Source organism: Streptomyces sp. SYSU D01066-1, from assembly GCF_054956795.1.
Genome location: NZ_JBUDHV010000008.1, coordinates 34,449 through 48,679, shown reverse-complemented (window position 1 = coordinate 48,679; position 14,231 = coordinate 34,449). Strand labels below are relative to the sequence as shown.

Genomic DNA, 14,231 nt, shown 5'->3' with positions numbered 1-14,231 from the left:
CGCACCGGAACCGCACTCCGTACGCCCGGCGACAGCGCCCCGCACGCACCGGGACAGCACCCCGTACGCCCGGCGACAGCGCCCCGCACGAACCGGAACCGCACCCCGCACGCACGGAACCGCACCCCGTACCGGCGGACATCAGTACCGGGGATGCACCAGCGTCGACGGTGGTGGCAGGTCCGGCTCCGGTGGTCCGGGGGTGCCGGAGGCGGCGCGGACGGCGCGGGCCAGCGCGCGGGGGGTCAGGGTGACCGGGCGCGGGCCGTGCGGGTCCAGGCGGAGGGAGGGCGGTGTGCGGGCGGCGAGGAGGAAGCCCCAGTCGCCGGCGGGGGAACCGGTCACCCGGTAGGGGACGGTCCGCAGACCGGCCGCGCGCAGGGTCGACTCCACGGTGCGGAACACCCGGGAACTCGCGGCGAACGGCCCGGCGTGCACCACCAGCCGTCCGCCGGGCGCCAGCACCCTGCGGGCCAAGCCGTAGAACTCCTGCGAGTACAGCTTGGTGCCCGCGGTGACGCCCGGATCGGGCAGGTCGGAGACCACCACGTCGTACGCCTCGACGGGCGCCCGGCGCAGCCAGCGGAAGGCGTCGTCCGTCGTCACGCGCACCCGGGGGTCGCCGTAGGCGTGCTCGTTGAGCGCGGACAGGCCGGGGTCGCGGCGGGCCAGCCGGGTCAGCTCCGCGTCCACCTCGACGATCTCCACCCGCCGCACCCCCGGATGCCGCAGCACCTCCCGGGCGGCGAGTCCGTCGCCCCCGCCGAGGATCAGCACGCGCGCGTGGGGGCCGGTCATGGCGGGGTGGACCAGCGCCTCGTGGTAGCGGCGCTCGTCCCCGCCGGTGACCCGGAGCCGGCCGTCCAGGAAGAGGTCGAGGGGGTGGCCGTCGGTGTCGCCGAGGAGGACGACCTCCTGGACGTCGGTGCGCACGGCCACCCGGACGTCCTGGCCGTACATCGCGCGCCGGGCGGCCCGCTCGAAGTCGTCGGCCAGGGCGGCGCTGGTGGCGAGGACGGCGATGACGGCGACGTTGGCGGTCAGCAGCAGCCGGCGGGCCCGGCCGGTCAGGTCGCGCCGGAACAGCCCGAGCACCAGCGCGGCGCCGACCACGGCGTTGACGGTCCCGGTGACCAGGGCCCCCGCCAACTGGCCGAGGAACGGCAGGAGGAGGAAGGGGAAGGCCAGCCCTCCGATGAGCGATCCGGTGTAGTCCGCGGCGAACAGGTCGGCGACGGCACCGCCCACGTCCTGGCGGCGGATGCGCTGGATCAGCTCCATCAGCAGCGGCACCTCGGCGCCGATCAGCAGGCCGATGGTGAGCGAGAAGGCGACCAGCAGGACCCGGGGCGCGTCGGCCCACAGACCGCCCCAGTCACCGGTCCAGGCGAACACGGCGTACAGCATCATGGCGCTGCACCCGCCGACGAGGGCGAGGGCGGTCTCGACCGCGCCGAACCCGGCCGCCCCCAGCCGGCGCAGCCGCTTGGCGACGAGCGACCCGATGCCCATCGCGAACACCATGACCGACAGGACGATGGACGCCTGGGTGACGGAGTCGCCGGTCAGGTAGGAGGCGATGGCGACCAGTTCGAGTTCGTACACCAGCCCGCAGGCGGCGCAGACGAAGACCCCGGCCAGGACCAGGGACCGTCCGGTCCCCGGCCGCACGGGCAGGGCCGGCGCGGCGACGCGGTGGCGGACCGGGCCGCCCGGGCCGCCCCAGGGCGGCGGGGAGCCTGGCGGAGCGGGCGCGTGCGGTTCGATCACGCTAGTGACGTTACGTTACTCTACTGCTACGCTTCGTCACCCACACGTGTGGAACCACCGCTCCCGACGGGGACCGCGGGTCCACCCGGCGCGGACACCGGAACGGCCGTAGGGCAGCACGAGCCGAGGCGGACGCTCCCCTCCGGGCGCCCGCACCGGGCCGCCTCGGCGCAGATCCCGAGCCTGGTCCGGGTGACCACCAGGCGGCCCTCCTGCGGGTAGGCGTGCCAGGTGCGCCAGGACACCTGGCCCACGTGCCCCTGCACCAGCAGCGCCGTGAAGGCGTACGGGCTGCCCGGGAAGACGCCGACGAGTCCGTGCGGATGGTCGGAGACCAGGGCGAGCAGTTCCTGGGCGCGGCCCGCGAACGCGTCGGGCGACAGCAGTTCCACATGGGCGGCGAACTCGTACTCCCAGTCGCCCACCCGCTTGGCGACGCCCAGCGGCAGCGGGGTCCTGCTGCCCGGGATGCACGCGACCGTCTCCGAGCAGATGCCCCGACCCTCTTCCAGGACCACCTGGTGGGAAGCGCCGAGAAGTCTCAACTGCACGTTGACGTCCGCCAGTTCGACTTCGAGGGTGGCCAGAGCCGGCAGCGGCTCCCGCCCGAGGGCCCAGGCGAGGTCGGCCACGCGCGTGTCGGTGTAGGCGGTGTTCAGGGTCGTGAGCATGGATGGGCTCCGCAAGCGCACAGGGAAGAAGGGGCAGGGTCCCGCGTATCCAGGCCGCGCCGGGGGTGCGGCCCTGTCACAGCCCGGTCGACCGGTCAGGAGGGGGCCGCAGGACGCCCGAGAGGCTGCTTGGGCGAATGAGAGGGAATCATGAACAGTGGCGGCACCACAGCGTTTTTACCCAACATCGTGGTATTTCCATCCCTCAGGGGGCTCAACAGCTCACTTGTTCAACCCCCGCGTGCGCCCTGCCCGGTGCGGCGCACGCCGGTACACGAAGGCGTCCGCCGGGCGTACTGCCCGGCGGACGCCCGGTGCGGGACCCGGTGCGGGACCCTGGGAAGGCTCCTGGGAGAGGAGACGCGGCTCCCCTTCTCCCCTTCTCCCCTTCTCCCCTTCTCCGGAGGCTCGACCGCCCCGTGTCAGTCGCCGCCCCCGCCGCCGCAGCCGCCGCCCCCACCGCAGGAGGAACCGCCCCCGCAGGAATGACCCCCCGAGTGACCGCCGGAGTCACCACCCGAGTGACCGCCGCCCGACGACGAGCCGCCGTCCGAGCCCACCCACCAACTGTTACTGCCGCCACCGCCACTGTCGGTCGCGCTCCCGCTGTCGTACGCCCGCCTGCGCCCGCGTGCACGACTGATGCGCGCGCTCCGGCGCGTGACGGCCACGACCTGCGCGACGACCGCGATCACGACCGCGATCATTACCACTGCCAGGATGATGCCGACGACCATGGCGTCACCCTCCTTCCGTTGAGCAACCCCGATGAGCAACCCCCCGTGGGCGCCCCGCTCGTTGCGTGCACCGGAGATGCCCGGTGCCACCGCGCCCCAAAGCGGAGTTGAGCAACTTCTGAGGTCGCCCCGCGGCGAACGGCCCCGAGGCGGGAAAGCGGCGCCCCCCACGCGGGCCGGTTCACCCGTTCGGCCCAATGGCCCGGACGGTCGCGCGGCCCGGGAGACGGGCCCGGACGCGCCTTCGCGGGACCTTCCGCGCACGCCGGAGTTGCGCGACACCCCCGCATCATCCGAGATGGATGGCGGGACCCCGTCCGCGGGTCATCCAAGGAGGAACGATGCGTCGCACGACTACCGGTGCCCTTCTGGCCGCCGCTCTCCTGGCGGGACCCGCCGCGGTCACCGCGGAAGCACAGACGCCGGCGGCGTCCCGGACGACCACCGTGCAAGCCGCCCAGATCCAGCCGCAGGCGCAGGCGAACGACAACGACGACGACGATGACAGCGGAGGCGGCTGGGGCCTGTGGGGCCTCCTCGGTCTGCTCGGTCTGCTCGGCCTCATGCCCCGCCGGCGCAAGACACACGACACCGGGACCCACCGCGGCCCGGGGACCGGCGGCGCGTACCCCCATGACCGTGCCTGAGCCGGATTCCCGGACCGGCCGGGCCGCGCCTCCGGCTTCCGTGAGTTGAAGAGCCCGGGACTCCGGCGCAGGATGGCCGGATGACCTCCCACGCACGCCCCCCGCTCAACCGCCGGCTCGCCGAGTTCGGGACGACGATCTTCGCCGAGATGTCCGCCCTGGCCGTACGGACCGGCGCGATCAACCTCGGGCAGGGCTTCCCGGACACCGACGGCCCCGAGGAGGTCAGGGAGGCGGCGGTACGGGCCCTGCGCGACGGACGCGGCAACCAGTACCCGCCGGGCCCCGGCGTCCCGGAGCTGCGCACCGCCGTCGCCGCCCACCAGCGCCACTGGTACGGCCTGTCCTACGACCCCGACACGGAGGTCCTGGTCACCGCCGGCGCCACCGAGGCGATCGCCGCGTCCCTGCTCGCCCTGGTGGAACCCGGCGACGAGGTGATCGCCCTGGAGCCGTACTACGACTCCTACGCGGCCTGCGTCGCGATGGCCGGCGGCACCCGCGTCCCGGTCACCCTGCGCCCGCGCGAGGGACGGTTCCGCCTCGACCTGGACGAGCTGCGCGACGCGGTCACCGACCGCACCCGCCTGCTCCTGATCAACACCCCGCACAACCCGACGGGCACCGTCCTGACCCGCCCCGAACTGGCGGCCATCGCCGAACTGGCCGTCGAGCGCGACCTCCTGGTCATCACCGACGAGGTCTACGAGCACCTGGTGTACGACGACGCCGAGCACATCCCGCTGGCGTCCTTCCCCGGCATGCGCGAACGCACGGTCACCATCTCGTCGAGCGGCAAGACCTTCTCCTTCACCGGCTGGAAGGTCGGCTGGATCACCGCCGCCCCCGCCCTGCTCACGGCGGTCCGCTCGGCCAAGCAGTACCTGACGTACGTGTCGGCGGGCCCCTTCCAGTACGCGGTCGCCGAGGCCCTCGCCCTCCCCGACTCCTACTTCACCGCCTTCCGCGACGACCTCACCGCCAAGCGGGACCTGCTGTCGGCGGGCCTCGCGGAGGCGGGCTTCGGCGTCCACCGCCCCGTCGGCACGTACTTCGTCACCACCGACATCCGCCCCCTGGGCCACGAGGACGGCTTCGCCTTCTGCCGCGCCCTCCCGGAACGCGCCGGCGTGGTCGCCGTCCCCAACGCGGTCTTCTACGACCACCGCGAGGAGGGCGCCCCGTTCGTCCGGTTCGCGTTCTGCAAGCGGGTGCCCGTCCTGGAGGACGCGGTACGGCGGCTGAAGGCCCTGCCGCGCGCGTAGCGCCGGCCGGCCGGGCACGTCGCACGTCTCGGGCGGCCCACGTCGCAGCCGGTCCGGCGCGCGCCCCCGCACCGGCGTCCGGCGGCGTCCGGTGGTCCGGCGCGCGGGAGCCCGGCCCGGGGGCACGCCCCGGGCCGGGCTCCGGCCCGTGTGACGGGTCTACTCGGCGTCGTCCTCGGGCTTCTCCGCCTCGTCGGCGTCCTGCTCCAGGCCGAGCTGCTCCACCAGCCACCGGTCGAACTCGATGGCGGCGCGCACCCAGCTGACCGTGGAGGAGACGAAGTGCTCCAGGCTCACGCCCGTGCCGATCAGCATCTGGGCCTCGCCGATCAGGCGGACCGTGCCGTCGTCGTGGGTGTGGGAGTACACCTTGGGCCACAGGGTGCGCCGGTTCCAGTCGTCGGCGGACTCCAGCAGCCGCGCCTTGGTCTCGATGTCGTGCGGGCGGTCGTAGAAGGTCCGCACCGAGAAGACCTGCTGCTCGCCCTCGCCGCGGAACATGAAGTACGTACGGAACTGCTCCCACGGCGCCGCGAGGTCACCCTCGTCGTCGACGACGTACTTCAGCTCCATCTGGTCGAGAAGCTGCTTCACGAGGTCCTGATCCGGGACGACGGGGCCCGCCGGGCCCTGGGGCTGCGGCTCGGGCTTGCCCCCGAAGTTGGGAATCGAGGACGGGTCGATAGACATTCTGGGACACTCCTGCGGTCGTCTGACTCGCCCGGCCATAGCTGAGGCCAGACGTACGGCCCACCCTCTCTCGCCCGGGCCGTGCCGGGCAACCTGCCTGGCCGGGAGTCCACCCCGTCGCCACCCCGGCGTCGCCCCGCCGCCACCCCGGCGCGACGTCGCGGCCCCGGGGACCTCTGCCCCGGGGCCGCGCCGGAAGACCCGACGAAGACTCCGGCGGGAGAGCCCGGCGGAGTCTTCGGCGGGAGAGTCCGGCGGAAGACCCCGACGGGAGAATCCGGCGGAGTCTTCGGCGGGAGAGTCCGGCGGAAGACCCCGACGGGAGAATCCGGCGGGGAGAGCCCGGCGGAAGGCCCCGGCGGGAGAGTCCTTCGGCCCGGCGGTTACAAGGTCTTGCCGCTCGCCGGTCCCACGGCCAGGTCGTCGCCGGACCGGTCCACCCGTACCGTGTCCCCGTCCTTGATCTCCCCGGCCAGGATCTCCCGGGCCAGCCGGTCGCCGATGGCCGTCTGGACCAGGCGCCGCAGCGGGCGCGCGCCGTAGGCCGGGTCGTTGCCCTCGTCCGCGAGCCACTCCAGGGCCTCGTCGGTGATCTCCAGGGTCAGCCGGCGCTCGGCCAGGCGCCGCGCCAGCGCGTCGGTCTGGAGGCGGGCGATGCGGCTCAGCTCGTCCTTGGTGAGCGCCGAGAAGACGACCAGGTCGTCGAGGCGGTTGAGGAACTCCGGCTTGAAGGAGGCCCGGACCACCTCCAGGACCTGTTCCTTCTTCTCCGCCTCGGTGGTGAGCGGGTCGACCAGGAACTGGCTGCCCAGGTTGGAGGTGAGCACCAGGATGGTGTTGCGGAAGTCGACGGTCCGGCCCTGGCCGTCGGTCAGGCGTCCGTCGTCCAGCACCTGGAGCAGGATGTCGAAGACCTCGGGGTGGGCCTTCTCCACCTCGTCCAGCAGGACCACGCTGTACGGGCGGCGGCGGACCGCCTCGGTGAGCTGGCCGCCCTCCTCGTAACCGACGTAGCCGGGGGGCGCGCCGACCAGGCGGGCGACGCTGTGCTTCTCGCTGTACTCCGACATGTCGATGCGGACCATCGCCCGCTCGTCGTCGAAGAGGAAGTCGGCCAGCGCCTTGGCCAGCTCGGTCTTGCCGACACCGGTCGGGCCGAGGAAGAGGAAGGAACCGGTGGGACGGTCGGGGTCGGAGATGCCGGCCCGGGAGCGCCGTACCGCGTCCGACACCGCGCGGACCGCCTCCGTCTGGCCGATCAGGCGCTTGCCCAGCTCGTCCTCCATGCGCAGCAGCTTCTGCGTCTCGCCCTCCAGCAGGCGCCCGGCGGGGATGCCGGTCCAGGAGGCGACGACGTCCGCGATGTCGTCGGCGCCGACCTCCTCCTTGACCATGGTGTCCTGCGCGACCTCCTCCTCGGCCTCGGAGGCGGCCTCCAGGTCCCGTTCCAGGGCCGGGATCTCGCCGTAGAGCAGCTTGGAGGCGGTGTCGAAGTCGCCGTCGCGCTGGGCGCGTTCGGCCTGCCCGCGCAGTTCGTCGAGCTTCTCCTTCAGCTCGCCGACCCGGTTGAGGGACTGCTTCTCCTTCTCCCAGCGGGCGTTGAGGCCGCGCAGCTCCTCCTCCTTGTCGGCGAGGTCGCGGCGGAGCTTCTCCAGGCGCTGCAGGGAGGCGGCGTCGGTCTCCTTGCCGATCGCCAGCTCCTCCATCCTCAGCCGGTCGACGGCGCGCTGGAGTTCGTCGATCTCGACCGGGGACGAGTCGATCTCCATGCGGAGCCGGGAGGCCGCCTCGTCGACCAGGTCGATGGCCTTGTCGGGCAGGAAGCGGGAGGTGATGTACCGGTCGGAGAGGGTGGCCGCCGCGACCAGCGCGCTGTCGGCGATCTGGACCTTGTGGTGGGCCTCGTAGCGGCCCTTGAGCCCGCGCAGGATCGCGATGGAGTCCTCGACGGACGGCTCGGCGACCAGCACCTGCTGGAAGCGGCGCTCCAGGGCGGGGTCCTTCTCGATGCGCTCGCGGTACTCGTCGAGCGTGGTCGCGCCGACCATGCGCAGCTCGCCGCGGGCGAGCATCGGCTTGAGCATGTTGCCCGCGTCCATCGCGGAGTCGCCGCCGGCGCCCGCGCCGACGACCGTGTGCAGCTCGTCGATGAAGGTGATGATCTGGCCGTCGGAGTCCTTGATCTCGGCCAGGACGGTCTTGAGCCGCTCCTCGAACTCGCCGCGGTACTTGGCGCCGGCCACCATCGCGCCCAGGTCGAGGGCGACCAGGCGCTTGTTCTTCAGCGACTCGGGCACGTCGCCCTTGACGATGCGCTGGGCGAGCCCCTCGACGACGGCGGTCTTGCCGACGCCCGGCTCACCGATCAGCACCGGGTTGTTCTTCGTACGGCGGGACAGCACCTGCACCACACGCCGGATCTCGATGTCCCGGCCGATGACCGGGTCCAGCTTGCCGTCCCGTGCGGCGGCCGTGAAGTCGGTGCCGAACTTCTCCAGCGCCTTGTACTGGCCCTCCGGGTCCTCGGTGGTCACCCGGCGCCCTCCCCTCGCCTTCTGGAAGGCCTCCTGCAGCTTCCCCGCGGTGGCCCCCTGCCCCTTGAGCACCTCACCGGCCGCCCCGCCCTTGGCGGCGATGCCGATCAGGAGGTGTTCGGTGGAGAGGTACTCGTCGCCGAGTTCCTTGGCCCGGGTCTGGGCGTCGGCGACGACCGCGAGCATCTCACGGCTGGGCTGGGGCGGGGCGACCGTGGACCCGGTCACGCTGGGCAGCCCGGCGAGCACCCGCTCGGCACCGGTGCGGACGGCGGCCTGGCCGGCCTCGACGGCCGCCAGCAGGTCGGTGATGTTCTCGTTCTCCTGCCCTTGGAGCAGGGCCAGGAGCAGGTGGGCGGGGGTGAGGTCCGGGTGTCCCTCGGTCACGGCCCGGTTGCTGGCCGCGTTGATCGCGTCCCGGCTCCGGTTGGTCAGCTCGGCGTCCACGTTCGGGTTCTCCTCTGGTGCCAGTCTCGTGCCTTGTCCACGGCGGTGGTGCTGACTCAATCAACGTACACAAAGTTGAGTCTATTCCACTCAAGTCATGGTTGGGGAGCACCACGGGGAACAAGTGCCCGGCACCCCGGACAGGTTCCCGTCCACGGGCCTCAGCTTCTGGCGGGAACGGCGTCCGCGCACCCCGGCCGCACCCCGCCCGGACGGTTTCGCGCACGTCGGGCCGGCCGGGGCGGCCCGGTCGGCGGGCGCGCGGTGCGGACGGGCGCGGTGCGGGCACTCGCGGTGCGGGCGGGCACGGTGCGGGCGCGCGTGGACCGGGCACTCGCGGTGCGGGCGGGCACGGTGCGGGCGCGCGTGGACCGGGCACTCGCGGTGCGGGCGCTCATGGACCGGGCGGGCGCGAAGGCGCGGCACGCCCCGGCCGCGGGGGCCGGGGTGCCGTAGGGCCCGGGACGCCCACGCCGCCGCAGGTCCCGGGGCGCCCGCGCCGCCGTGGGTCAGGCGGACGGCCGGTGGTGGTCCACGCCGGAGGGGCGGGCCCTCGTACGGGCCGGACCGGAAGCGGTCGCCGAGGCCGGGCGGCGGCACACGGAGCGGTACCGGCCACCCCGGCCGGATCTGGACCGGTCGGTGGCCGGGTGGGGACCGGATGGCGACCGGGCGGCGGCCGGGCGGCGGCCGGGATCGCGGCGGAGCGGCGCGGGACAGCGACCGGAGCCAGGGCGGCACACGTCACCGCGCGAACTCGCCACAAAAGCCCCGTGCGGCACGGAAAACTGCAGCGGCGTCACCGTGTTCAGGTCACGGTGACGCCGCTGCGGGGGGAAGCGCCTGAGCGATCTTTTACGACGGGGGAATCGCGTCAGGCACTGCGGGGGGTGGCTGAGATGGTCCGTGAGGTGGGGGATTCCGGTTCCACCAGCCGATGGTCTCGTCGGTCCAGGTTCACGAAGATCATTCCGTACCGGATGGCACATCGCACGGGCTGCGGCGCCCCCCGGGGCCGCCGCAGGCACCGGTACGCCCGGACCTCGTCGTCATCGTCCCGGGTGACGACGACCGGTTCGCCGAAGACGGTCACCATCAAGGAGTCACCGCCGTGGGGGATTGCGGTGACCAGGTCGATGAAGTGCCATCCGGAGCGATAGGCCGTGGCCATCTCGCGACGGAAGGAGCGGTCGTCGGGTGGGGTGGTCACGTCAACTCCAGGCAGTGTCTGCCGGGAGCATGACCGCGTCGTCACCGTCGGCCGTGCCGACGGCCCCACTCGACCAGGCGGTGTCCTGCTGCACGTCACCCTTCGCTCCGGCGAGGCCACTCGACGTTCCCAGGGCCACAGCGGCGGAGAAGGCGGCAACAAGCACCGAGCGAAGCATTCTCTTACGCATAGTCGGCTTCGTCCTCACTTGAAGGTCCCCTCTTCCCCCGTCGAGTAAGACGATGGCTCATTCAGGCACGTCATGGCCACACGATCGGTGCATCATGTTCCTGCATGTTCAGGACCCTGGGGGGTGGAGATTCTGTGGCTAACGGGACCAAAACGGTACATCCCCATGCCATGACGGAGCTGTGCGCGGAAGGGAGCCGTCTCTACGCGAACGCGCTCCGCTCGGGACGTATCGCCCGCGCGGACGTGGCGTCCGCTCCCTGCCTGATGGAGTTCGCCCTGCTCCAGCCGGATCCGGACGATCCGGACTGGCTGCGCCCGGTCCCTCCGTCGGTGGTCCTGGCCCAGCGGCTGGATCCCATCGAACGCGAGATCACCGAACGCCGGCGGCTCTCGATGGAACTGGCGGACACCTTCGGACGGTTCCTCGGCCTCAGCGCCCCCGTGGGGTCCTCCCACCACTCGATCACCGTGCTGGAGGGACTCGACCGTATCAACGAGGCGCTCGACCTGGCGACGGCCCAGTGCCGCAACGAGGTGATGTCGGTGCAGCCCAGGCACCGGCACCCCGAGAGCCGGCTCGTCGAGGCGCTGGAACGCGACCGGCCGCTGATCGAACGCGGGGTGCGGATCAGGACGCTCTACCAGCACACGGCCCGCTACAGCCCGGAACGGCTGGCCTGGGTGGACCGCTTCCCGGACGGCAAGGCCGAGTACCGCACCATCGACGAACTGGTCGAGCGCCTCATCATCTGCGACGAGACCGTCGCCTTCATCCCCGTGCGGGACGACCGGCAGGTCGCCCTGGAACTGCGCCACCCCGGCCTGGTCCGCTACCTGACCAAGGTCTTCGAGTTCATGTGGGGCCGGGCGGTCCCGCTCAGCGCCGGCGCCCCCTACGAGACCGCCGCCGACGGCATCACCGACATCCAGCACTCCATCGCCAAACTGCTCGTCGAGGGCCACGTGGACGAGGCGATCGCCCGCCGCCTCGGCATGAACGTCCGTACCTGCCGGGCCCACATAGCCAAACTGGCCCAGGCCCTCGGCAGCGGCAGCCGCGCCCAGCTCGGCTACCTCATAGCCCAGTCCGGAATGCTGGACCACGGGGACAGGAGCCCCGAGCCGGAAGGGACGGCATGACGGACGAGACGCACGTCCACTGACCCGACGACCTGCGCGAGGACGGCCCCGTCCTGTGCACTCACGCCCCGCGCGACGGCCCGCGCCCCGCGCGCCCGCTCTCGCCGCCACCCCGGCACCCTGCCCGCGGGCCCTCGCCCCAGAGATCCGGCGCCCCGCCCTCGTCACCTGCCCGGTCACCGTCTTCGACCGGTTTTGGCGGCCGGCCACCCCGGTGTTCCCGCGGGCCGTACGGCGGCCCGCCCTGGACGGCGTCACCCCCGCCGGCGGGTCATCGCCGCGCTGCCCGTCGAGGGCCGCACCGACACCGTCATCGCCGAACGGCCGGGGACGAACGGCCGAGGACGAACATCCGCACGGCCCGCGCGCACGCCGCCGGACTCACCGCCGGACTCGCCACCGCCCTGGCAGCGGCAGCCGGGCGCGGCCCGGCCACCTCATCGCACTCATCGCGCTCATCGCCCTCATCGCGCGCGCGGGAATCCCCGGCCGGACGGCCTGACCGGCGCCGGGGCGTGGGGCGGACCGTCCAGCCCGGCCTGCGCGATCCGCACGCCCAGCTGGGTACGGCTCGCCGCGCCCAGCGTCTCCGACAGCCGGGCGATGTGGGCCCGGCAGGTGCGCACGCTGATCCCCAGCCGCTCGGCGATCACCGCGTCCTGGTGCCCCTCCGCGAGCAGCGCGGCGATGGACCGCTCCCGGTGCGAGATGCCCTCGATGCCGGTGTCGGGCAGCGGCACGGTGATCGGCAGCGCGAGGCGCCACAGCCGTTCGAAGACGGTGACCAGGTACTCCACCAGCGCCGGGTGGCGCAGCTCCAGCGCCATCGTCCGCTCGGCGTTGGCCGGCACGAACGCCACCGTGCGGTCGAAGAGGATCAGCCGGTCGATCACCTCGTCCAGCGTCCGCGCCTCCACCGCGTCGCCCATCAGCTCCATGTAGTGCAGCAGGCCCTGCCCGTGCCGGGCGACGTGCGTGTACAGGTCGCGCATCCGCACGCCGCGCCCGCGCAGCGCCAGTGCCCGGTGCAGCCCCTCGGAGAGTTCGTGCTCGCGCCGGATGCCGCCGGGCTGCACGGTCAGCACCTCGGTGGTGCACGCCTGGGTCGCCTCGTCCATCGCGGCCTGGATCCGGGCCAGCCCGTCCAGCACCCGGATCGCCGTGCCCTCGGCCCCCGCCGACGGCCGCGGCTGCCCGCTCGCGCCGCCCAGACCGGCGTACCGCTCGATGGCGGCCACCGCCGAGCCCACCCGCCGCTGACCGGCGCTGACCTCGTCGTACACCGCGCGCAGCAGCCGGGTCACGACCTCCTGCGGTGCGGTCGGCACCAGCCAGTCCATGGCGTCGGGGTCGGGGTGCAGCAGCGCGAGGTCCAGCAGGCAGGGCGCCGCCTCCGCCTCCCGGCGCGGCACCCGGCCCCGCCGTACGGCCCGGGAGTACACGCGTTCCCCTGCTTCGCACAGTCGGTCAGCACCGTGTGGATGCCCGTCCGTCCCGTGCCCGGCCATCGCCCAGCCCACCCCCGCGTCCCGCCCGTTTCCCGCAGCGCAACTATGCGCGGGCCGGGACCGGCTGTGCAACAAGCGGTCTACTTCAGGCCGATCTCCGCGCACTGCGCCTCGTACGCGGCGGTGCAGATGTCGGAGATCTTGTGGATTCCGTCGGCGACGACGGTCTCCTTGATGTTCTTCCTGTGCAGGGCGGTCACGGGGACCAGCTGGGCGGGGATGCCCCGGTCGGTGGGGCTGTCCACCTGGTCCTCGGTGAGCGCGTCGAACTGGATGTCCTTGCCCTGCACCCGGGTCACGGCCATCTCGGCGGCGCTCTCCGCCTCCAGCGGGTAGGACTTGTACACGCTCATGTACTGCTCGCCGGAGACGATCCGCTGCACCGCCTCCAGTTCCGCGTCCTGGCCGGTGACCGGGGGCAGGTCGGTGACGCCGGCGGCCTTCAGCGCCGCGATGACGCCGCCCGCCATGCCGTCGTTGGCGGAGTACACGCCGTCGATCGCGTCCGCGCCGAGCTTCTGGATCGCCTCGGCCATGTTCTCCTCGGCGTTCTCCGCCTTCCAGTCCGCGGTGTCGTACGTGGCGCCGACCCGCACGTTCCCGGCCAGTTCGGCCAGGGCCCCGGCCTTGAACTGGCCGGCGTTGGGGTCGGTGGGGGAGCCGTGCATCATGACGACGGTGTCGGTGGCGGCGTCGCCGCCGAGCGCCTCCAGCAGCGAGCGGCCCTGGACCTCGCCGACCAGCTCGTTGTCGAAGGAGACGTAGGCGTCGATCGGGCCCTCGGCCAGCCGGTCGTACGCGATCACCGGGATACCGGCGTCCTTGGCCTCGCGCACGCTGTCCGCGATGGCGTGCGAGTCGACCGCGTCCAGCACGATGACGTCGACCCCGTCCTCGACCATCTTCGTCATCTGCTCGGCCTGCTTGCTCGCGCTCGCCTCGGCGTTGGCGTACTGGACCACGCTCTGGCCGTCGGTCAGCGCGTCCACCTTCTTGGTGAAGATGGGCCGGTCGAACTCCTCGTAGCGGGTGTTCTCCCGCTCCGGGAGCAGCAGCCCCACCATGAGGGCGTCGCCCTTGGTCGGGCTCGCCTCGTCGCTGCCGCCCGACACGTTCAGCGCTCCGCAGGCCGTCAGCGAAACGGTCATCGTGGACGCCGCCACGGATATGGCGATACGGCGCATGCAGGAGATCACTTCTGGTGCCTTCCGGACGCGGTGGTCGCTTTGCGACCCAGGTGACTGAAAAGACAACGCTCCCACCCACCTCACCGTCAAGCGTTGCCACTTAACGAGATGGCAACGTCACGCTGCGCAGTCACCCCCCGGACACCCCGCCGCCACCTTCAACTCCCCTTCACCGAACGGCCATCGACTGTCCCCGTACGGCCACGGAAGGTCCGTACAACCAACCCCCTTCC

The 14,231-nt window shown here is 72.6% G+C and carries 12 protein-coding genes; 4 read left to right on the top strand and 8 right to left on the bottom strand.

Going from position 1 to position 14,231, the window contains the following annotated elements; translation table 11 throughout:
* Positions 1-141 precede the first annotated feature (141 nt).
* The 3 genes from ACY1JF_RS10435 to ACY1JF_RS10425 form a co-directional block, all read right to left on the bottom strand.
* Positions 142-1,770, bottom strand: a complete 1,629-nt coding sequence (locus tag ACY1JF_RS10435; protein WP_462704739.1) for a polyamine aminopropyltransferase — start codon at positions 1,768-1,770, stop codon at positions 142-144.
* A gap of 26 nt (positions 1,771-1,796) precedes the next feature.
* Positions 1,797-2,441 (bottom strand): DUF2617 family protein, encoded by a 645-nt coding sequence (locus ACY1JF_RS10430; RefSeq protein ID WP_462704738.1) that lies wholly within the window; start codon positions 2,439-2,441, stop codon positions 1,797-1,799.
* A 422-nt stretch (positions 2,442-2,863) separates the two neighbouring features.
* Positions 2,864-3,178 carry a hypothetical protein gene (locus ACY1JF_RS10425; RefSeq protein WP_462704737.1) on the bottom strand — a complete coding sequence of 105 codons (315 nt, stop codon included), beginning with the start codon at positions 3,176-3,178 and terminating at the stop codon, positions 2,864-2,866.
* Positions 3,179-3,519: 341 nt separating this feature from the next.
* On the opposite strand from ACY1JF_RS10425, the gene ACY1JF_RS10420 reads away from it, so the two are divergent.
* Together ACY1JF_RS10420 and ACY1JF_RS10415 are read left to right on the top strand one after the other, a co-directional pair.
* Positions 3,520-3,825, top strand: coding sequence for a WGxxGxxG family protein (locus ACY1JF_RS10420; protein ID WP_462704736.1), 306 nt, complete (start codon positions 3,520-3,522; stop codon positions 3,823-3,825).
* Positions 3,826-3,905: 80 nt separating this feature from the next.
* A complete protein-coding gene (locus tag ACY1JF_RS10415; RefSeq protein WP_462704735.1) occupies positions 3,906-5,090 on the top strand; it encodes a pyridoxal phosphate-dependent aminotransferase in 1,185 nt (394 codons plus the stop codon).
* A 159-nt stretch (positions 5,091-5,249) separates the two neighbouring features.
* On the opposite strand, the gene ACY1JF_RS10410 is transcribed toward ACY1JF_RS10415, so the two are convergent.
* Positions 5,250-5,780: a YbjN domain-containing protein gene (locus ACY1JF_RS10410; RefSeq protein ID WP_462704734.1), complete on the bottom strand. Its 531-nt coding sequence runs from the start codon at positions 5,778-5,780 to the stop codon at positions 5,250-5,252.
* A 383-nt stretch (positions 5,781-6,163) separates the two neighbouring features.
* Positions 6,164-8,761 (bottom strand): ATP-dependent chaperone ClpB, encoded by a 2,598-nt coding sequence (gene clpB, locus ACY1JF_RS10405; protein WP_462704733.1) that lies wholly within the window; start codon positions 8,759-8,761, stop codon positions 6,164-6,166.
* A 279-nt stretch (positions 8,762-9,040) separates the two neighbouring features.
* On the opposite strand from clpB, the gene ACY1JF_RS10400 reads away from it, so the two are divergent.
* A complete protein-coding gene (locus tag ACY1JF_RS10400; protein WP_462704732.1) occupies positions 9,041-9,217 on the top strand; it encodes a hypothetical protein in 177 nt (58 codons plus the stop codon).
* A gap of 418 nt (positions 9,218-9,635) precedes the next feature.
* Here the strand turns inward: ACY1JF_RS10400 and ACY1JF_RS10395 are convergent, their stop codons facing one another.
* Complete coding sequence (locus ACY1JF_RS10395) at positions 9,636-9,971, bottom strand: hypothetical protein (RefSeq protein WP_462704731.1); 336 nt, start codon at positions 9,969-9,971, stop codon at positions 9,636-9,638.
* A 360-nt stretch (positions 9,972-10,331) separates the two neighbouring features.
* Between ACY1JF_RS10395 and ACY1JF_RS10390 the strand changes: the two genes are divergently transcribed.
* Positions 10,332-11,303, top strand: coding sequence for a helix-turn-helix transcriptional regulator (locus ACY1JF_RS10390; protein WP_462704730.1), 972 nt, complete (start codon positions 10,332-10,334; stop codon positions 11,301-11,303).
* 464 nt (positions 11,304-11,767) lie between these two features.
* Here ACY1JF_RS10390 and ACY1JF_RS10385 read toward each other — a convergent pair whose 3' ends face one another.
* Together ACY1JF_RS10385 and ACY1JF_RS10380 are read right to left on the bottom strand one after the other, a co-directional pair.
* Positions 11,768-12,811, bottom strand: coding sequence for a helix-turn-helix transcriptional regulator (locus ACY1JF_RS10385; protein WP_462704729.1), 1,044 nt, complete (start codon positions 12,809-12,811; stop codon positions 11,768-11,770).
* 80 nt (positions 12,812-12,891) lie between these two features.
* Positions 12,892-13,995 carry a substrate-binding domain-containing protein gene (locus tag ACY1JF_RS10380; protein WP_462704728.1) on the bottom strand — a complete coding sequence of 368 codons (1,104 nt, stop codon included), beginning with the start codon at positions 13,993-13,995 and terminating at the stop codon, positions 12,892-12,894.
* Between the last annotated feature and the right edge of the window lie 236 nt (positions 13,996-14,231).

Bases quoted from the DNA above. Each gene is read 5' to 3' on its own strand.
- ACY1JF_RS10390 (WP_462704730.1), top strand. From the start codon at position 10,332: ATGACGGAGCTGTGCGCGGAAGGGAGCCGTCTCTACGCGAACGCGCTC.
- ACY1JF_RS10425 (WP_462704737.1), bottom strand. From the start codon at position 3,178: ATGGTCGTCGGCATCATCCTGGCAGTGGTAATGATCGCGGTCGTGATC.
- ACY1JF_RS10410 (WP_462704734.1), bottom strand. From the start codon at position 5,780: ATGTCTATCGACCCGTCCTCGATTCCCAACTTCGGGGGCAAGCCCGAG.
- ACY1JF_RS10385 (WP_462704729.1), bottom strand. From the start codon at position 12,811: ATGGCCGGGCACGGGACGGACGGGCATCCACACGGTGCTGACCGACTG.
- ACY1JF_RS10420 (WP_462704736.1), top strand. From the start codon at position 3,520: ATGCGTCGCACGACTACCGGTGCCCTTCTGGCCGCCGCTCTCCTGGCG.
- ACY1JF_RS10415 (WP_462704735.1), top strand. From the start codon at position 3,906: ATGACCTCCCACGCACGCCCCCCGCTCAACCGCCGGCTCGCCGAGTTC.
- ACY1JF_RS10380 (WP_462704728.1), bottom strand. From the start codon at position 13,995: ATGCGCCGTATCGCCATATCCGTGGCGGCGTCCACGATGACCGTTTCG.
- ACY1JF_RS10430 (WP_462704738.1), bottom strand. From the start codon at position 2,441: ATGCTCACGACCCTGAACACCGCCTACACCGACACGCGCGTGGCCGAC.